16 protein-coding genes are annotated in these 17,120 nt (G+C 65.7%); 5 read left to right on the top strand and 11 right to left on the bottom strand.

Annotated elements, in window-relative coordinates; genetic code table 11:
• Positions 1–18 precede the first annotated feature (18 nt).
• Genes OB2597_RS07415 through OB2597_RS07405 form a run of 3 tightly spaced genes read right to left on the bottom strand, consistent with a single transcriptional unit; the run spans position 19 to position 2,688 of the window.
• On the bottom strand, positions 19–942 hold the full coding sequence (locus OB2597_RS07415; RefSeq protein ID WP_009804921.1) for a pseudouridine-5'-phosphate glycosidase: 924 nt from the start codon (positions 940–942) through the stop codon (positions 19–21).
• 9 nt (positions 943–951) lie between these two features.
• A complete protein-coding gene (locus OB2597_RS07410; RefSeq protein WP_009804920.1) occupies positions 952–1,845 on the bottom strand; it encodes a PfkB family carbohydrate kinase in 894 nt (297 codons plus the stop codon).
• Between the two features lie 39 nt (positions 1,846–1,884).
• Complete coding sequence (locus tag OB2597_RS07405; RefSeq protein WP_009804919.1) at positions 1,885–2,688, bottom strand: DUF4198 domain-containing protein; 804 nt, start codon at positions 2,686–2,688, stop codon at positions 1,885–1,887.
• On the opposite strand from OB2597_RS07405, the gene OB2597_RS07400 reads away from it, so the two are divergent.
• The 4 genes from OB2597_RS07400 to tsf all read left to right on the top strand — a co-directional run bounded on the left by OB2597_RS07400 (position 2,687) and on the right by tsf (position 7,556).
• Positions 2,687–3,826 carry a HupE/UreJ family protein gene (locus tag OB2597_RS07400; RefSeq protein WP_148234692.1) on the top strand — a complete coding sequence of 380 codons (1,140 nt, stop codon included), beginning with the start codon at positions 2,687–2,689 and terminating at the stop codon, positions 3,824–3,826. The two genes, OB2597_RS07405 and OB2597_RS07400, sit on opposite strands and share 2 nt — an antisense overlap.
• 234 nt (positions 3,827–4,060) lie before the next feature.
• The gene (locus OB2597_RS07395) at positions 4,061–5,692 is read left to right on the top strand and encodes an ABC-F family ATP-binding cassette domain-containing protein (protein ID WP_009804917.1); all 1,632 of its coding nucleotides are present in this window, start codon (positions 4,061–4,063) and stop codon (positions 5,690–5,692) included.
• 123 nt (positions 5,693–5,815) lie between these two features.
• Positions 5,816–6,583 (top strand): 30S ribosomal protein S2, encoded by a 768-nt coding sequence (gene rpsB / locus OB2597_RS07390; RefSeq protein WP_009804916.1) that lies wholly within the window; start codon positions 5,816–5,818, stop codon positions 6,581–6,583.
• 91 nt (positions 6,584–6,674) lie between these two features.
• Positions 6,675–7,556, top strand: a complete 882-nt coding sequence (tsf, locus tag OB2597_RS07385; RefSeq protein ID WP_040609184.1) for a translation elongation factor Ts — start codon at positions 6,675–6,677, stop codon at positions 7,554–7,556.
• Between the two features lie 50 nt (positions 7,557–7,606).
• On the opposite strand, the gene OB2597_RS07380 is transcribed toward tsf, so the two are convergent.
• Positions 7,607–8,218: a DNA-3-methyladenine glycosylase I gene (locus OB2597_RS07380; protein WP_009804914.1), complete on the bottom strand. Its 612-nt coding sequence runs from the start codon at positions 8,216–8,218 to the stop codon at positions 7,607–7,609.
• Positions 8,219–8,634: 416 nt separating this feature from the next.
• Positions 8,635–9,444, bottom strand: a complete 810-nt coding sequence (locus OB2597_RS07375; RefSeq protein WP_009804913.1) for an autoinducer binding domain-containing protein — start codon at positions 9,442–9,444, stop codon at positions 8,635–8,637.
• Positions 9,445–9,659: 215 nt separating this feature from the next.
• On the opposite strand from OB2597_RS07375, the gene OB2597_RS07370 reads away from it, so the two are divergent.
• The gene (locus tag OB2597_RS07370) at positions 9,660–10,652 is read left to right on the top strand and encodes an IS30 family transposase (RefSeq protein WP_009804912.1); all 993 of its coding nucleotides are present in this window, start codon (positions 9,660–9,662) and stop codon (positions 10,650–10,652) included.
• A gap of 86 nt (positions 10,653–10,738) precedes the next feature.
• Here OB2597_RS07370 and phoB read toward each other — a convergent pair whose 3' ends face one another.
• The 6 genes from phoB to OB2597_RS07340 all read right to left on the bottom strand — a co-directional run bounded on the left by phoB (position 10,739) and on the right by OB2597_RS07340 (position 16,940).
• Entirely contained in the window at positions 10,739–11,425 is a 687-nt protein-coding gene (gene phoB / locus OB2597_RS07365) for a phosphate regulon transcriptional regulator PhoB (protein WP_009804911.1), read from the bottom strand.
• A gap of 25 nt (positions 11,426–11,450) precedes the next feature.
• Entirely contained in the window at positions 11,451–12,173 is a 723-nt protein-coding gene (phoU, locus tag OB2597_RS07360) for a phosphate signaling complex protein PhoU (RefSeq protein WP_009804910.1), read from the bottom strand.
• Positions 12,174–12,192: 19 nt separating this feature from the next.
• Positions 12,193–12,990: a phosphate ABC transporter ATP-binding protein PstB gene (gene pstB, locus OB2597_RS07355; RefSeq protein WP_009804909.1), complete on the bottom strand. Its 798-nt coding sequence runs from the start codon at positions 12,988–12,990 to the stop codon at positions 12,193–12,195.
• 16 nt (positions 12,991–13,006) lie between these two features.
• A complete protein-coding gene (pstA, locus tag OB2597_RS07350) occupies positions 13,007–14,347 on the bottom strand; it encodes a phosphate ABC transporter permease PstA (RefSeq protein ID WP_009804908.1) in 1,341 nt (446 codons plus the stop codon).
• On the bottom strand, positions 14,344–15,816 hold the full coding sequence (gene pstC / locus OB2597_RS07345; protein WP_009804907.1) for a phosphate ABC transporter permease subunit PstC: 1,473 nt from the start codon (positions 15,814–15,816) through the stop codon (positions 14,344–14,346). Before pstC ends, pstA begins: the two co-directional genes overlap by 4 nt.
• Before the next feature lie 83 nt (positions 15,817–15,899).
• The gene (locus OB2597_RS07340) at positions 15,900–16,940 is read right to left on the bottom strand and encodes a substrate-binding domain-containing protein (RefSeq protein WP_009804906.1); all 1,041 of its coding nucleotides are present in this window, start codon (positions 16,938–16,940) and stop codon (positions 15,900–15,902) included.
• Positions 16,941–17,120 lie beyond the last annotated feature (180 nt).

The following is a 17,120-nucleotide window of genomic DNA, read 5'->3' as shown; positions in this document are numbered from 1 at the left end:
AGCAATGGCAGGAACGGTTTATTTTGAGGACTTTGCCCCGAGTACGACCATTTCCTGTGCGATTTTCGCGGCGAGCCGGGCATTGTTCCGCACGAGGGCGATATTGGTGGCCAGCGAACGCCCCCCGGTCAGGTTGAAGATCCGCTCGAGGAGGTAGGGCGTCACGGCCTTGGCCGCGATGCCGTCGCGTTCGGCGGCCTCCAGCGCCTGCGTGATGATGGGCTCGATCTCGTCGCGCGGGATTTCATGCTCCGCCGGCACCGGGTTGGCGACAAGCTGACCGCCCGGCAGGCCGAGTGCGGCGCGGGTCTGCTGTGCAAGCGCGATCTCGGCGGGGCTATCCAGCCGCAGGGGCGCCGGCACCCCGCCATCGCGGCTCCAGAAGGCGGGCAGGGCGTCCTGGCCGTAGGCGATGACCGGCACCCCGAGGGTTTCCAGCACCTCCAGCGTGCGCGGGATGTCGAGGATCGCCTTGGCCCCGGCGCAGACCACCGTCACAGGCGTCTGCGCCAGTTCCTGAAGGTCGGCCGAGACGTCGAGGCTGATCTCGCCGCCCCTGTGGACGCCGCCGATCCCGCCCGTGGCGAAGACCCCGATCCCCGCCAGCCGGGCGGCGATCATCGTCGCCGCGACGGTCGTCGCTCCGGTGCCGCCCCGCGAGAGGCAGACGGCCAGATCCGCGCGCGACAGCTTCGCGACATCCTCGGCCTGCGCGAGCGCCTCGAGCTCGGCCCCCGAGAGACCGATGTGAAGCCGGCCCTCGATCACGGCGATGGTCGCGGGCACCGCACCGGCCTGGCGGACGTCATCCTCGACCTGGCGGGCGGTTTCGAGGTTCTGGGGATAGGGCATCCCGTGGGTGATGATCGTGCTTTCCAGCGCCACGATGGCCTGTCCGGCCTCGCGGGCGCGGGCGACTTCGGTCGAATGGCGATTTTCCATGTGAGGTCCTCAGAGAGCATTGTCGCCAGAGACGTACCGCGCCGCGGCCGTGAGGGCCCGGTTCAGGGCCTCCTCCCGTCCCGCGCCCTCGGCCTCGGCGGCGATATGGGCGGCCATGAAGGTATCCCCGGCGCCCGTGACACGGGTGACGAGCACTTCGGGCGGCGTGCCCGTTATGACGCCCGCGGCCCCCGCTTCCGCGGCAGAGCGGCCGCCGTCGGTCACCACGACCCGCGCGGCCCCGCGCCCGACCAGAGCGGCGGCGGCCCGGGCGGCATCGTCGAAAGTGGTCTGGCAGAGCAGCCCCGCCTCTTCGAGATTGACGTAGAGCATGGCACGGCTGTGCGTCAGGAACGGCCGAAGGCGTTCGGCCTTACCCGGCGAAGCCGGGGCGACACGCAGATCGGCCATTCCGAATGCCGCTGACGTCGCAATGATTTCAAGAAGTTGGCGGGTGAGGTTGCCATCGAGCGCGATCCGTCCGCGAAAGGGCGACTCGCCGCTGCCAAGCGGCCCGTTCAGCAGCGGCCGCAGTATCTTGTCGCCGGCCGCCTCGAGGGAATGGGCGTCGGCGATGGCCGCGATCAGGCCGTTCGCCCCTTCGACCGCCATGTACCGGTCCGTCGGCAGGTCGTCCGAGCGATAGACGTGATCGACATTCATGCCCAGCCCCTGGCAGGCCGCCACCAGTTCCGCGCCCTCGGCGTCCTGGCCGATCGCGGTCATCAGGACAGGCGACATGCCGAACCGCGCCGCCGCCATGGCGATGTTCATTGCGACGCCGCCGGGCAGGCGGGTGATGCGCCCGGGCACGTCCGACCCCTGCCGCATGACCGAGGCCGAGCGGCCGATCACGTCCCAGAGAACGGAGCCGATGCAGACGATGTCCTTGGTGTCGCTCATGCCCACTCTTTGCCCGCCGGTGCAATCGGGGGCAAGCGTCTATTCGGGAACGGCGAATGTCATGTTCGCCCAGAGGCTTTCCCACATGACCCCGGCCTCGATCGCCGCCTGGCTTTCGGGTTCGCGCAGGACAACCGCGTCGATCTGGTAGCTGTGGCCCGGCCGCACATCCAGCGTCGCGTGTCCCTCGTCGTCCGTGCGATAGAGCCGCCTGGTCACGCTCCGCCCGGCCTTTTCCCAAAGCTCCACCTGAGCGCCCGGACGCGGAGCCCCCTTGTAGAGCAGCCGGACGTGCAGGCTGTCGCCGCGCGTCGTATAGGGATTGGTCAACATGACGAACTCGGTCGGCAGGCCGGTTTCGCCATCTGTCCCCGCACCTGAGCCGCCGGCCAGCAGGGTCTTGGCGAACCGCCAGTAGCCCTCGGTCACACCGTCCCGCGGCAATCCCCGGGCCGCATGGGCCCGTTCGAAATCCTCGACGCCCTTGGACGAGGCGAAGTTCAGGGTCTTTTCCCACGACTCGTAGGTCAGCTTCGACATGGTCGAGGCATAGGAAATCACCGTGAGCCCCTCGTTCAGTGTCACCGATATAGCGGGAAGATCGCCGGGCAGGCCATTGTATTTCCTGCCTTCTCTATTCAGAATGACCGATACACGGTCGATCCTGCGGTCGAACCAGCTGAGTTCGGTGCCTTTGAAATCCTGTCCGTTGTAGGCGCGCACCGCCATTTCCGAACCGGCCTTCGACTGATACTCATCGGGTTCGAGCCAGAACTCATGGGCCAGCCCGATCCCGGGCAGACCGAAAACAAGGGATGTCAGGATGGATCGGATCAGGCGCATGGCAACGAAAGTGCTTTCCCTGCTGGCGGTGTCAAGGACGATGCTCGTCGCGCTCATCCTGCTGGTCGCTCCGGCCGCATCGGCGCACGAAGTGCTTCCGACCATCATCCAGCTGTCCACCGCCGAAGGATCGGCACGGCTCGAGTTGCGGATGAACGCCGAGGCCTTCGTCGCGGGGATCGACCTGGACGGGCTGGAGGACACCAATGCCTCGTCGCGCTCGGACCGGTACGACAGGCTGCGCGCGCTGGCGCCCGCCGCGCTTGCCGCCCGAATAGAAGCCGACTGGCCCCGGATCGGCGACGGGATCGTCCTGCGCGCCGACGACGTGCCGGTGCCCCTGACCCTGAGCGAGGTCGAGGTGAGCGAGATCGGAGATGTCGAGCTGGCCCGCCCCAGCCGGATCGTCCTGGACGGCCCGCTGCCCGAGACCGCGCGGACGATGCAACTTGCGTGGCCCGACGGCTTCGGCACGCTGGCCCTTCGCCAGACCGGGGTCGAGGAAGGCTATGCCGCCTATCTCGAGGGGGGCGAGACGAGCGACGCGATCCCCATCGGCGGCGGCGCGGCGCCGAGCGGGTGGGGCGCCTTCCTGTCCTATATCCCGGTCGGTTTCGATCACATCCTGCCGCAGGGCCTGGACCATATCCTTTTCGTTCTGGGGCTGTTCTTCCTGTCGCCGCGCATCGGCCCGCTGTTGTGGCAGGTCTCGGCTTTCACACTGGCCCATACCGTCACCCTGGCGCTCGGCGCTCTGGGGTGGGTGAGCGTTCCGGCGAGCATCGTGGAGCCGCTCATCGCCGCCTCGATCGCCTTCGTCGCCATCGAGAATATCGTGACGCGCGACCTGCACCGGTGGCGTCCGGCGGTGGTCTTCGCCTTCGGGCTGCTCCACGGCCTGGGTTTTGCAAGCGTGCTGCAGGATTTCGGCCTGCCTCAGGCGCAGTTCATCCCGGCGCTGCTGGGGTTCAACGTCGGCGTCGAATTCGGCCAGTTGACCGTGATCGCGCTGGCCTTCCTGGCGCTCGGGGCCTGGTTCCGCCACAAGAGCTGGTACCGCGCGGCGATCTGCATTCCGGCCTCGGCCGCAATCGCCTGCGTGGGGCTGTACTGGGCCGCGGAACGAACGTTCCTCTGAAGGGCGAACGTTAACTGGACGGCTTAGCCCTCTATCTCGAAACAACAATCTCCCCTTCCGTCTTTGCAGAACAATCAATTTCTTACGGCTTGGTTAACCCGACTTGACCAATGCTGCCCAGAGGCGCAGGATCCGGACGCGGGAACCGGAGTGCCGTTCCCAAGCCGATGGAGAGACAGATGAACACGCGGATTGACGTGCAAACCCTTGGTTTTCGTAACGATCCGGTGATCCATGCCTGCCCATCTCGCACTTCGCGCCCTGTCGGTCGTCACCCCTGACGGCAAACCGCTTCTTTCCGATCTCGATCTGACATTCGGCCCCGGCCTTCACGGGCTGGTCGGACGGAACGGCTCGGGCAAGTCCACGCTGCTGAAGGTGCTGGCCGGTCGGGTCGCGCCCGCCTCCGGCGGGGTGCGGGCCTCCGCGCCGGTTCACCTCGTCAGCCAGGCGCCTGAGGGTCCGACCGTGGCAGATGCCCTCGGAGTGGCCGACAACCTGGCGACCCTTGCCCGGCTCCTGGACGGCGAGGGGACGCCCGGCGACGCCGCCCGGGCCGACTGGACGCTGACCGGCAGGGTCGGATCGGCGCTGCGCGAGATGGGCCTGCCGGATCTTGCCACGGATCGCGCGATGACGGGCCTGAGCGGCGGCGAGCGGATGCGCGTCGCGCTGGCCGCGGCACGCCTGTCGGAGGCCGCGATCCTGCTGCTGGACGAGCCGACGAACAACATGGATGCCGCAGGGCGCGGTGCCGTGATGCGGCTGATCCGGTCATGGGCGGGGCCCGTGATCCTGGCGAGCCACGACCGCGAGCTTCTCGGCCACATGGACACCATCACCGATCTCGACGCGCCGGCCGCGCCCGTGACGCATGGCGGCTGGCCCGTCTTCGCGCGGGAGAGGGAGGAGAGGATCGCGCGGGCCGAAGCATCCGTCGCACGGGCCGAAGCGGTCCTCGCCAAGGCAAGGCGCGACCGGCAGGCGGATCGCGACCGCGACGCGCAACGCAGCGCCCGCGGCCGCCGCGACCGCGCCACCGGTTCGATGCCCAAGATGTGGCACGACCGGCAGGCCGAGCGCGCCGACGCCAGCCGGTCGCGGGCCGAAACCATGCGCGCCGGGCGCGTCCGTGACGCCGAGGAAAGCCGCGCGACCGCCGAAGCCGAGATCGCCCGGCTCAAGCCGCGCGGCATCGACCTGCCGGCCTCGGGCCTGCCGACGGGGCAGCGCGTGCTGGAGATCGCAAAGGCCGGCGTCACGCTGGGAGAGGCGCGCGTCGGGCCCGTCACCCTCTCGATCACCGGACCCGAACGCGTGTCCATTGCCGGACCCAACGGGGCCGGGAAGACCAGCCTGATGCGGATGATCACCGGGGAACTCGCGCCGGACCGGGGGGCGGTCTCGCTCTTGGGTCATCAGGTGGCGCGGCTCGATCAGGACCTGGCCGATCTCGGGCAAGAGGGGCGCCTGATCGAGACGGTCCTGCGCAGGCGGCCCGACCTGACCGAGCATGAGGCCCGCGCCGCACTGGCCCGGTTCGGCTTTCGCAACAGCGATGCCGAGAAGCCGGTGGCGGGTCTTTCCGGCGGCGAGCGGCTTCGCGCCGGGATGCTGATCGCCTTCGCCGGCCGGTCCGCGCCCGACCTGCTGCTGCTGGACGAGCCGACAAACCACCTCGATCTCGAGGCCATCACCCAGCTCGAGGCCGCGCTGACCGCGTTCGACGGCGCGATCCTCGTCATCAGCCACGATCCGCGCTTTCTGGCGAACATCGGGGTCCAGCGAACCGTCACGCTGGAAAAGCGGCGCTCCGGGGGGCGTGAGACGGATTTGCCTGTTGCCAAGGGGCAGGGGGCCGTGTAATGGACCGCCACTCAATCCCGCAGGCGGGGTCGGGCCCTTGGGAGAGACATCCCCATTCGGTCCACCGGTTGAAGCATCCGCTTCTCACCCCCGCCGAGGCGTAAACCGGAAAGGATATAGGACATGGCTCTTCCCGAGTTCTCCATGCGCCAGCTGCTTGAAGCCGGCGTTCACTTCGGCCACCAGACGCAGCGTTGGAACCCCCGCATGGGCGAGTTCATCTATGGCGCGCGCAACGGCATCCACATCGTCGACCTGACGCAGACCGTTCCCATGCTGGACCAGGCGCTGAACGTCATCCGCGAAACCGTGGCCAAGAACGGCCGGGTGCTCTTTGTCGGCACCAAGCGCCAGGCGTCGGCCCCGATCGCCGAGGCGGCCGAGAAATGCGCCCAGTACTACATGAACCACCGCTGGCTCGGCGGCACGCTGACCAACTGGAAGACCGTCTCGCAGTCGATCAACCGCCTGAACGAGATCGACGAGAAGCTTTCCGCCGGTGCCGAGGGTCTCACCAAGAAAGAACGCCTGGGCATGGAGCGCGATCAGGAGAAACTGACCGCATCGCTCGGCGGGATCCGCGAGATGGGCGGCGTTCCGGACCTGCTCTTCGTGATCGACGTCAAGAAAGAGCAGCTGGCCGTGGCCGAAGCCAACAAGCTGGGCATCCCGGTGGTCGCGGTCGTCGACACCAACTGCTCGCCCGATGGCATCGACTATATCATCCCGGGCAATGACGACGCGGCCCGCGCGATCTCGCTCTACTGCGACCTGGCTTCCCGTGCCGCGCTTGACGGCATGACCGCACAGCTCGGCGCCGCCGGCGTCGACGTGGGCGAGATGGAAGAGGCGCCGGTCGAAGAGGCCGTCGAGGAAAGCGCCGAGGCGTAAGCCGGCGGGTCCTCCGGGACCGTCACACAAGCGTCATGGGTCGCGGGTACGCCCGCGGCCAATACCGTTTCCGAACATGAGGAGAGCCGATATGGCTATCACTGCTGCACAGGTGAAAGAACTGCGCGAGATGACCGGCGCAGGCATGATGGATGCCAAGAAGGCGCTGACCGAAACCGATGGCGACATGGATGCCGCCGTGGACTGGCTGCGCACCAAGGGCCTGGCCAAGGCCGCCAAGAAGGCCGGCCGCACCGCCGCCGAGGGCCTCGTGGCCCTGGCCGTCGAGGGTGGCAAGGGCGTCGCCGTCGAAGTGAACTCGGAAACCGATTTCGTCGGCAAGAACGCCGAGTTCCAGTCGATGGTCAAGGACATCGCCAAGGCCGCGCTGAACGTCTCGGATGTCGAGGCGCTGAAATCGGCCGACCTGGATGGCAAGACCGTCGAGGACACGATCACCAACAAGATCGCGACGATCGGCGAGAACATGACCCTGCGCCGGATGGCGTCCGTGGAAGGCGACCAGGTCGTGTCCTACGTGCACAACTCCGTCGCCGAGGGCATGGGCAAGATCGGCGTCCTCGTCGCGCTGAAGGGCGACAACGAGGCGTTCGGCAAGCAGGTCGCGATGCACGTCGCCGCCGCCGACCCGCGCCCGCAGGCCCTGAACGAGGCCGAGGTCGATTCCGCCATCGTCGAGAAGGAACGCCAGATCCAGATCGACATCGCGCGCGAGTCGGGCAAGCCTGAGCAGGTCATCGAGAAGATGATCGAAGGCCGGATGAAGAAGTTCCTGTCCGAGATCACCCTGCTGAACCAGTCCTTCGTGGTGAACCCCGACCTGACCGTCGGTGCCGCCGCCAAGGAAGCCGGGGTCGAGATCCTGGGCTATGTCCGTCTCGAGGTCGGCGAGGGCATCGAGAAGGAAGCCGAGGATTTCGCCGCCGAGGTCGCGAAGGCCGCGCAGGGCTGATCCCGCTTGACAGTATCGAGGACGAGGCCGGGGCAAGTCCCCGGCCTTTTTCATTGCGGTCGCTGGAAACGGGCCCGGGCCGCGTCCACCGGACCCCGCATGCAGCACCCCTCGGCATGGTCGTTCAGAAGCCCCATGGACTGCATGAAGGCGAAGAGGGTGGTCGGCCCCACGAATTTCCAGCCCCGCTGTTTCATGTCCTTCGACATGGCGATGGCCGAGGGGCAGGTGGTCTGGCTCTGCGGTGCGCCCAGTTCCTCGGGCGCGGGCTCCCAGGACCAGACATAGGCCGAAAGACTGCCGTGCTCCGCCACCAGCTCCTGTGCCCGGGCGGCATTGTTGATCACGGCATCGATCTTGCCGGCGTGGCGGATGATACCCGCATCGTTCAGAAGCCGCGTTCTGTCTTCAGCTGAAAACTCAACTACGGCGCCCATGTCAAAGTTTTCAAACGCAGAACGGAAATTCTCGCGCTTTGACAGAACGGTTCGCCAGCTCAGGCCGGACTGGAAGCTTTCCAGGCACAGCTTTTCGAACAGGTGCCGGTCGTCGGCGATCGGCCAGCCCCATTCGTCATCGTGATAGGGAATGAAATCCTCGGTCTGCCGGACCCAGCTGCACCTCGGCCTGCCATCCGGTCCGAGGGTGATGTCCTGGCTCATGTCTTCGATCTCCGGCCGTGCCGCGGATGCCCCGTGCGATGATGCAGGATGGTGTGACGGAGCGGGAACCGCGGTCAAGGGCAAAGCCCGTGATCCGGGCCGGAACGGTGCCGGTCCGGAGGGACCGACACCGCCTGTTGGATCCGCCGGGCTGATGGGGATGGTTGCCCTGCGGACTGCCGGATCGAGGGCGGATCAATACGCCCCCGACCGGCTCCGGTTTCCCGGCAGGACACCAGAGCCCCGGAATGTCGGGGGGTAGCATCCCGTTGTTCCATGGCCAAATAGCCACCACTCACGGAACAGCTTCACTGTGCAATGTGACGCGACGTTACGAAAGTATGGGAATCCCTACCTTACGGTCAGAAAACGACCCGAAGAGACCGATTTTTACCCTGAATTCAGCGCGTTGCCGATCAGGCCTCGAGCACGAACATCTGGTTCAGGAATGCCGCCTTGAGGACGGCCTGCGCGGTGGTCTCGACGTTCAGAGCCTCGCGCGCGAGACGCAGGTGCTTTTCGACCGTGGCCGATGTCAGACCCATCAGAAGCGCGATGTCCGCCGTTGTCTTGCCGTCTCCGACCCATTGCAACGCCTCGCGCTGCCGCTTTGTCAGGCCGCGCGCGGGACCGGCATAGGGCAGGGTGAGGATCTTGAGATGCGCGACGTTGTTCATCACCACGATATCGCGGCCATGCTGCTGCCACACCCCATCGACCTCGGCCTGCGACAGGCCCGAGCGCGCCGTCAGCGCGATGGCGCCCTTGGTGCGCGGCGAGATCGACTTGAAGCTGATGGAATAGCCGGTCAGCACATCATGCTGCCGGTTGAATTCGATCACCTTCCGTTCGCTGCCGGTCAATGTGCCCGAGGCGATCATGTCCTCCAGGATACCCCAGGAGCACGCGCCTTCGTGTTCCAGCGCCCAACGGACCATGGGCGCGTGGAAATAGAGACCCTTGCCGAGGAAGCCCTCGGTATAGGCTTCGGTGTGGTTGGTGAGGATCACGAAATCCTCGGGATCGCCGAGAGACGTCGCCGTGCGGTATCGCGTGAAGCCATAGATCAGGCGGTCGAACCCGTAGCCCGCCATCTTGTCGCAATGCAGGCGCCAGAGTTCCTCGATCGTCTGGGCATTGGTGAGCCGCTCAAGATAGTCGCGCCGCGAGGCAAGCCGCTCGGGTTCGCTCAAATCCAGTATCTCGGGCCGGGGCGTGTCGTTCATCGAGCAACCTATGGTGAGGGCTGCATTTACCCTTACATCGCGTCACGAGTCGAGACTCGGCCGCCAAATACTCGGTGGGGCGGCATTACCGGGCGTCTTGGCTGTGCGATATATTCACATAATACCGATTACACGACCAATTATCGACCTTTGGGCACATTCTAAACTGGGTTGCGACAAATCCCCTATCTTGCTGAAAAGCAAGGAGACGGAAGATGGCCCACACGGAACTGGATCTGCGTGAGCGACGCGTGATCGAGGACATGCTGAATGCGACGATGCCGGTAAGCAAGATTGCGGTGGAGCTTGGCCGTCATCGGTCGAGCGTGTATCGCGAGATCAAGCGCAACCGCTTTGCCGACGATGAGCTGCCGTATCTGAACGGCTACTATGGCATGGTCGCGCAGAAGGCCGCCCGCGACCGGCGGGCCAGGCGACGCAAGCTCATCCGGTTTCCGGAGCTGCGGAAAGCGGTGATAGCTCAGATGATGGAGGGTTGGTCGCCAGAGCAGATCGCCGGTCGCCTCCAGTTTGAAGGCCGGAGACCGCGCGTCAGCGACGAGACGATCTACACCTACGTCTTCGGCCCCGACGGCCAGTCGGCAGAACTGGCACGCCACCTGCCCAGCCGTCGCAAGAAGCGGCAGCCGCGATACGCTCGCAGGCCGAGTGGCCTTGTTTTCCCGCCGGACCGCTCGATCCATCAGCGCCCCGATCACGTGAAAATCCGCGAGACGTTCGGCGAATGGGAGGGTGACCTGATGATCTTCGAACGCGCCCAGGGCAATGCCAACATCGCCTCTCTGGTCGAACGCAAAACCCGCTTTGCCGTCTTGTTCCGCAACAACGAAAGGAGCACGACACATCTGATGAACCGGCTGATGACGGTCATGGAACCCCTGCCCCAGCCTGCCCGCCGCTCGATCACTTTTGACCGCGGGATCGAGTTCCGGAACTGGCGCAAACTGGAGCCCGGTATCGGCACCGAGGTCTGGTTCTGCGATCCACAGGCACCTTGGCAGAAAGGTTCCGTCGAGAACCTGAACAAGCGGGCGCGGCGCTACCTGCCACGGGATACGCCCGTGGCGGCGCTCTCAAATCGCAATATGAGGGCGATTTGCGACCGCCTGAACGGAACCCCCAGGAAGTGCCTCGGATGGCGTACGCCAACCGAAGCATTCAGAGAAGAGATGATGAAACTGAGATAGAGGAAACTGTCGCAACGACCCTTGAGCCCACATTGGGGCACAGTCCCATCCAAGTCTCGTGTGCGCCCCCGGTCGGTCCTCCGCCTTCAGCCGAGCGCGTAGCCCGCGCCGCGCACCGTGCGCAGCGGATCGTCGCCGCCGAACTGGCATAACGCCTTGCGCAGGCGGCCGATATGGACGTCCACGGTGCGGGTGTCGACGTAGATGTCGCGGCCCCAGACACGGTCGAGCAGCTGTTCACGGCTCCAGACGCGGCCCGGTTTCTCCATGAAGGTTGTCAGCAGCCGGAATTCCGTGGGGCCGAGCTTGAGCACCTGACCCTCGCGCGTCACGCGATGCGTCTCGCTGTCCAGGACGATGCCTTCGTATTCCAGACGCTCGCCCACGGTCGAGGGGCGCGTCCGTCGGAGCTGCGCGCGGACGCGGGCCATCAGCTCGATCACGGAGTACGGCTTGACCACATAGTCGTCGGCACCGGTTTCCAGACCCCGCACCCGGTCGACCTCTTCCGACCGGGCCGAAAGCATGATGATCGGCACACCACGCGTCTCCGTGCGCATCTTGAGCTGACGGCAGACCTCGATCCCCGAGACGCTCGGCAACATCCAGTCCAGGACGATGATGTCCGGCGCGGCCTCGTCCACGAGCATGAGGGCCTCTTCGCCGTCGGCGGCGCGGTTCACGCGAAACCCCTCGGCCTCCAGATTGTATGCGAGGACTTCCCGCTGTGCGGGTTCGTCCTCGACAACCAGAACGGTTGGTTGTTCGGCCATGCTGCTGTTTTCCGGATCTCTGTCGTTACATCTGCGGCGAATACGCGGCGTCGGTCGAGGTCTTGTCGCCCTTGGGGCGGCCCTCTTCGGGGGTGCCGCCGGTCACGAGATAGACCACCTGCTCGGCGATCGAGGTCACATGGTCGCCCATCCGCTCGGTATTCTTCGCGATGAAGTGCAGGTGCATGCAGGCGGTGATGTTGCGCGGGTCTTCCATCATGAAGGTCAGGAATTCGCGGAACAGGGCGTTGTACATCTGATCGACATCGGCGTCGCGATTGATCACCGCCTGGGCCTTGCCCGCGTCGCGCTGGATATAGCTGTCCAGCGCGTCCTTGAGCATCTCGTTCACCTCGCGCGCCATGCGGCGCAGCGCGGTCTGCGAGCCGTGAATCGGGCTCATCTGGCTGAGGATCGTGGTGCGCTTGGCCATGTTCTTGGCATAGTCGCCGATCCGCTCGAGATTGCTGGAGATCTTCATCACCGACAGGACGATGCGCAGGTCGCCCGCGGTCGGCGCGCGCAGCGCGATCAGACGCGCGGCATCCTCGTTGATCATCTCCTCGAGATCGTCGATGGCCCGGTCGCCCACCCTGACCTTCTCGGCCAATTCCTCGTCCCGGGTCTCGAGACTCTGGGCGGCGTCGAGGATGGCGGCTTCGACAAGCCCGCCCATCTTCATGATCTTGGCCTGGATGGCCTCGAGATCCCGGTCGTAGACAGACGTGATGTGCTGCTCTTCCGTCATCTTGTCCTCCGTTGGACTGTTAGCCGATCCGGCCGGTAATGTAGCTTTCGGTGCGGGGATCGACCGGGTTCGTGAAGATCTGGCCGGTTTCGCCGTATTCCACGAGGTTGCCGAGGTGAAAGAACGCCGTCTTCTGGCTGACCCGTGCGGCCTGCTGCATGGAGTGCGTGACGATGACGACCGAATAGCTTTCGCGCAGCTCGTCGATCAGTTCCTCCACCTGCCCCGTGGCGATCGGGTCGAGCGCGGAGCAGGGTTCGTCCATCAGCAGCACCTCGGGCTCCGTCGCGATGGCGCGGGCGATGCAGAGCCGCTGCTGCTGCCCGCCGGAGAGGCCGGTGCCGGGCGCGTGGAGCCGGTCCTTGACCTCGTTCCAGATCGCGCCGCGGCGGAGCGATTTCTCGACGATCTCGTCCAGATCCGCCTTGTTCTTGGCAAGCCCGTGGATGCGCGGCCCGTAGGCGATGTTGTCGTAGATCGACTTGGGAAAGGGGTTGGGCTTCTGGAACACCATGCCCACCTTGGCGCGCAGCTGCACGGGATCGACCTTCTTGTCGTAGATATCCTCGCCGTCCAGAAGGATGTCGCCCTCGATGCGCGCGACGTCGATGGTGTCGTTCATCCGGTTCAGACAGCGCAGGAAGGTCGACTTGCCGCAACCCGAGGGGCCGATGAAGGCGGTGACCGTGCGATCCTCGATATCGACATCCACGTCCTTGATGGCATGGGTGTCGCCGTAATAGACCTGCACCTTGCGCGCCGAGATCTTGGTGGTCTGCTGGTTCACTTTCTGCTCCGAAGCGGGGGCGTCATACATTGTCGTGTCTCCCATATTACCAGCGGCGTTCAAAGCGGCGACGCAGCACGATGGCGATGAAGTTCATGGTCATGAGGAAGAGCAGCAGGATGATGATACCGCCCCAGGCCTTCTCGTAAAAGGCGGCGTCCGCGCGCGCTGCCCAGGTGTAGATCTGCGCCGGCATGGCGGAATTCGGATCGACGAAGCCGCTGACGATCCCGTCCGGATAGCCGCGGGCGACGAAGCCGACCATCCCGATCAGCAGCAGAGGCGCGGTTTCGCCAAGCGCCTGCGCGAGGCCGATGATCGTGCCGGTCAGAATCCCCGGCATGGCCAGCGGCAGGACGTGGTGGAAGACCGCCTGCATCTTCGAGGCCCCCACCCCGAGCGCCGCGTCGCGGATCGACGGCGGCACGGCCTTCAGCGAGGCCCGGGTCGAGATGATGATCGTCGGCAGGGTCATCAGCGTCAGCACCAGCCCGCCGACCAGCGGGGCCGATTGCGGCAGGTGCATGAACTGGATGAAGACGGCGAGGCCGAGGATGCCGAAGACGATCGACGGCACGGCCGCGAGGTTCGAGATGTTCACCTCGATCATGTCGGTCCAGCGGTTCTGCGGCGCGAATTCCTCGAGGTAGATCGAGGCCGCGACACCGATCGGCAGCGACAGGAAGAGCACCACCAGCATCATGAAGAACGACCCCACGACCGAGGCCCCGATCCCTGCCCCGCCCGGGTTGTCCACGCCGGAATCCGCGCCCTGGATGAAGGTCCAGTTGAAGGACTGGCGAATGATCCCCGCCTCTTCCAGCGCATCGACCAGGTCGAGATCGCTCAGCTGGAGGAAGCGGCTGTCCTGGAGGGCCTCGCGGGTCACGCGCCCCTTGAAATATCCATCGACACGCGACGAGGCGGACAGCTGGAAGCTGACCGGTTCGCCCAGTTGCGCGGGATTGGCGCGGTAGAATTCGCGAATGTCGCCACCGACCTTGCCCATGATCCGCTCGATCGCGGCGGCGTCGAACTCGACCTGCATCCCGTTTTCGCTCAGCTGCCGCTGAAGCTTGCCGATGAAGAGCTGTTCATAGGCCTTGGTCTTGAAGAGCTCGCCCTCGGCCGCGTCGAACTCCTCCTGGGTGATGGTGATCTCGACGTCGGCGACGGTGGCCGTGAAGGCCGGCAGGCCCGAACGCAGGATCGCCACGACGAGCACCACGAGGAAGAACAGCGCGATGGCGATGGCAACGATGCCGTAGGTCTTGAACCGGCCTTCCGAGGCGTTGCGCCGCCGGGTGCGCTCGTCCACGGTCAGCAGCGAGGTCGCCTTGTGGGCGCGCGGCGTCGCACTTCCGGGGGTGGAGGTTGCGTCGGTCATTCGTACTGCTCCCGGTATTTGCGCACGATGTAGAGCGCGAAGATGTTGAGCCCGAGCGTGATGACGAACAGCGTCATGCCCAGGGCGAAGGCGACGAGCGCCTCGGGCGAGGCGAAGTCGGCGTCGCCTGTCAGCTGCGAGACGATCTTGGCGGTCACGGTGGTCATCGCCTCGAACGGGTTGAGCGAGAGCCGGGCCGCGGCCCCTGCCCCGAGCACCACGATCATCGTCTCGCCGATGGCGCGGGATGCGGCCAGCAGGATGGCGCCCACGATGCCGGGCAGCGCGGCCGGCAGGACGACCTGCTTGATCGTCTCGGACTTGGTCGCGCCCAGCCCGTAAGAGCCGTCCCGCATCGCCTGCGGCACGGCGTTGATGATGTCGTCCGACAGCGAGCTGACGAAGGGGATCAGCATGATCCCCAAAACGAGGCCCGCGGTCATCACCGCCGTGCCCGCCTGCATGATGCCCAGGCCCTCGTCCCCGAAGACCCCGAGCAGCAGCGGCCCGACCGTCAGCAGCGCGAAGAGCCCGTAGACGATGGTGGGAATGCCGGCCAGCACCTCAAGCAACGGCTTGGCGAAAGACCGGATCCGGGGGCTGGCGTATTCCGAGAGGTAGATCGCGGCGAAAAGCCCGATCGGCACCGCCACGACTAGCGCGACGAGCGAGATGTAGAAGGTGCCCCAGAGCAGCGGGAGAATGCCGAGATCGGAACTGCCGCCGCGGCCGGAAAAGCTGGGCGCCCAGTTGAGGCCGAAGAAGAAGTCGGTGGCGGGATAGAGGCGGAAGAACTCGACCGTGTTGAAGACCAGCGACAGCACGATGCCGAGCGTCGTCAGCACCGCGATCGAGGCCGCGCCGACGAGCAGCGCCCGGATGCTCCGCTCCACGATGTTGCGCGCGCGGTACTCGGCCTGGGACTCCCGCAGCCCCCAGAGGGAGCCCAGCACCGAAAGGACCAGCACGGCGATGGTCATCATCTGCCCGCCGGTGGAATTCATCACCCGGTAGCGCTGCGCCGCCCGCAGGATCGGCTGCGTCACCTGCGAGGTCACGATCTGGCCGGCATCCTTCAGGCGCTGCGTGACATCTGCCACATCTGCCCGGGCGTTGCCGGCGAATTCCTCGGACATGAGGCCCTGTGCCACGGCGTTGTTCATGCCCTCCGCGGCACGACGCACCTCGGCCATGACCAGCCCGCGCGAGGAATTGTCGGGAATGGCGGACTGCGGCAGCATCCCCGAGACGGTGTTGGATACATAGAGCGGCTGCACCAGCAGCCAGACGATCATCAGCAGGAACGCCGGCACGACCGCCTTGATGGCCACGTTCGAGCCGTAATAGGACGGCAGGGAATGCAGATGGCGGCTGTCTCCGCCGGCGCTGGCCAGCGCGCGTCGCCGGCCTGCGACGTATCCGGCCGCGCCGATGGCGAGCACGATCAGAACGAGCCAGAAAATCGGCATGTGTCCGCGTCCTTCTTAGCAGGGGTGTTCTCAAAGGGTCGGGGGCGGCACGTCCGGCCGCCCCCGGTGTCGATCGGGCCGGATTACATGCCCGAGGTCATGGTGTCTTCGTTCGCGACCATGTTCTGGGTCTCGGCCAGCTCGGGGTCGGCGACGAGGCCGTAGTTGGAGAGCGGGCCGCCCGGGCCTGCGATCTCGTCGGCCACGAAGAACTGGGCGTATTCCTTGAGGCCCGGGATCACGCCGATATGCGCCTTCTTGACGTAGAAGAACAGCGGGCGCGAGACCGGATACTCGCCCGAGGCGATGGTTTCCGTCGAGGGCGAGACACCGGACATGGTCGCCACTTTCAGCTTGTCGGTGTTGTTCTCGTAGAACGCCAGGCCGAAGACGCCGATGCCGTTGGTGTTGGCGTCGATACGGGCCAGGGTCTCGGTATAGTCGCCGTCGATGTCGACCGACTTGCCGTCCTGGCGCACGTCGAGGCAGGCATCCTCGGCGTCGTCTTCCGACATGCCGCCGTCGATCATGGCCTGCATCGCGCCGGTCTCTTCGCAACCGATCAGCAGGACCTTTTCCTCGAACACTTCGCGGGTGCCGTGCTTGGTGCCGGGGATGAACATCGCGATCTCGGTGTCCGGCAGCTCCGAGTTGAACTCGGCCCAGGTGTTGTAGGGGTTGTCGACAATCTCGCCGTCGACGAGGACCTGTGCGCCGATGGCGTTGAAGATGTCGGTCGGCTCGAAGGCGGTGAAGGCCGGGCCGGACTGCTGCGAGGCGAAGACGATGCCGTCATAGCCGATGCGGACCTCGATGATGTCGGTCACGCCGTTGTCGGCACAGGCCGCGACCTCTTTCTCGCGGATGGCGCGCGAGGCGTTGGCGACGTCGATCGTGTTCTCGCCCACGCCCTCGCAGAAGCGCTTGAGACCGGCGGAGGAGCCGCCCGATTCGACCACCGGGGTGGGATAATCGGTGTTCTCGCCGAAAAGCTCCGCCACGATCGAGGCGTAGGGCAGAACGGTCGAGGATCCGGCAACCTGCACCTGGTCGCGGGCGGCGGCGGCAGTTGCGGAAACGGCAGCGATCGCCACGGCAGAGGCGGTCAGTTTCATGATGGACATGGATTGCTCCTGATTGTGTCTGTGATCACCATCCCCGGTGACCTCAGGGAGCCTCCTATTGATGGGGCATTATCCTTTTGCGACAGATTTGTAACGGTTTTACGACAGAGCGCATGACGTTTGGTCAGCTGGACAACACGGCCAAGTTGTATAGCGACGGGGTCGGGCAAGACGCCATAT

Origin of the sequence: Pseudooceanicola batsensis HTCC2597, assembly GCF_000152725.1 — a bacterium.
GTDB lineage: Bacteria > Pseudomonadota > Alphaproteobacteria > Rhodobacterales > Rhodobacteraceae > Pseudooceanicola > Pseudooceanicola batsensis.
The sequence above is the reverse complement of the archived record's forward strand: the minus strand, read 5'-3'. Positions and strand labels throughout refer to the sequence as shown.

Bases quoted from the DNA above. Each gene is read 5' to 3' on its own strand.
- OB2597_RS07415 (WP_009804921.1), bottom strand. From the start codon at position 942: ATGGAAAATCGCCATTCGACCGAAGTCGCCCGCGCCCGCGAGGCCGGA.
- OB2597_RS07410 (WP_009804920.1), bottom strand. From the start codon at position 1,845: ATGAGCGACACCAAGGACATCGTCTGCATCGGCTCCGTTCTCTGGGAC.
- OB2597_RS07400 (WP_148234692.1), top strand. From the start codon at position 2,687: ATGGCAACGAAAGTGCTTTCCCTGCTGGCGGTGTCAAGGACGATGCTC.
- OB2597_RS07405 (WP_009804919.1), bottom strand. From the start codon at position 2,688: ATGCGCCTGATCCGATCCATCCTGACATCCCTTGTTTTCGGTCTGCCC.
- OB2597_RS07395 (WP_009804917.1), top strand. From the start codon at position 4,061: ATGCCTGCCCATCTCGCACTTCGCGCCCTGTCGGTCGTCACCCCTGAC.
- rpsB (WP_009804916.1), top strand. From the start codon at position 5,816: ATGGCTCTTCCCGAGTTCTCCATGCGCCAGCTGCTTGAAGCCGGCGTT.
- tsf (WP_040609184.1), top strand. From the start codon at position 6,675: ATGGCTATCACTGCTGCACAGGTGAAAGAACTGCGCGAGATGACCGGC.
- OB2597_RS07380 (WP_009804914.1), bottom strand. From the start codon at position 8,218: ATGAGCCAGGACATCACCCTCGGACCGGATGGCAGGCCGAGGTGCAGC.
- OB2597_RS07375 (WP_009804913.1), bottom strand. From the start codon at position 9,444: ATGAACGACACGCCCCGGCCCGAGATACTGGATTTGAGCGAACCCGAG.
- OB2597_RS07370 (WP_009804912.1), top strand. From the start codon at position 9,660: ATGGCCCACACGGAACTGGATCTGCGTGAGCGACGCGTGATCGAGGAC.
- phoB (WP_009804911.1), bottom strand. From the start codon at position 11,425: ATGGCCGAACAACCAACCGTTCTGGTTGTCGAGGACGAACCCGCACAG.
- phoU (WP_009804910.1), bottom strand. From the start codon at position 12,173: ATGACGGAAGAGCAGCACATCACGTCTGTCTACGACCGGGATCTCGAG.
- pstB (WP_009804909.1), bottom strand. From the start codon at position 12,990: ATGTATGACGCCCCCGCTTCGGAGCAGAAAGTGAACCAGCAGACCACC.
- pstA (WP_009804908.1), bottom strand. From the start codon at position 14,347: ATGACCGACGCAACCTCCACCCCCGGAAGTGCGACGCCGCGCGCCCAC.
- pstC (WP_009804907.1), bottom strand. From the start codon at position 15,816: ATGCCGATTTTCTGGCTCGTTCTGATCGTGCTCGCCATCGGCGCGGCC.
- OB2597_RS07340 (WP_009804906.1), bottom strand. From the start codon at position 16,940: ATGTCCATCATGAAACTGACCGCCTCTGCCGTGGCGATCGCTGCCGTT.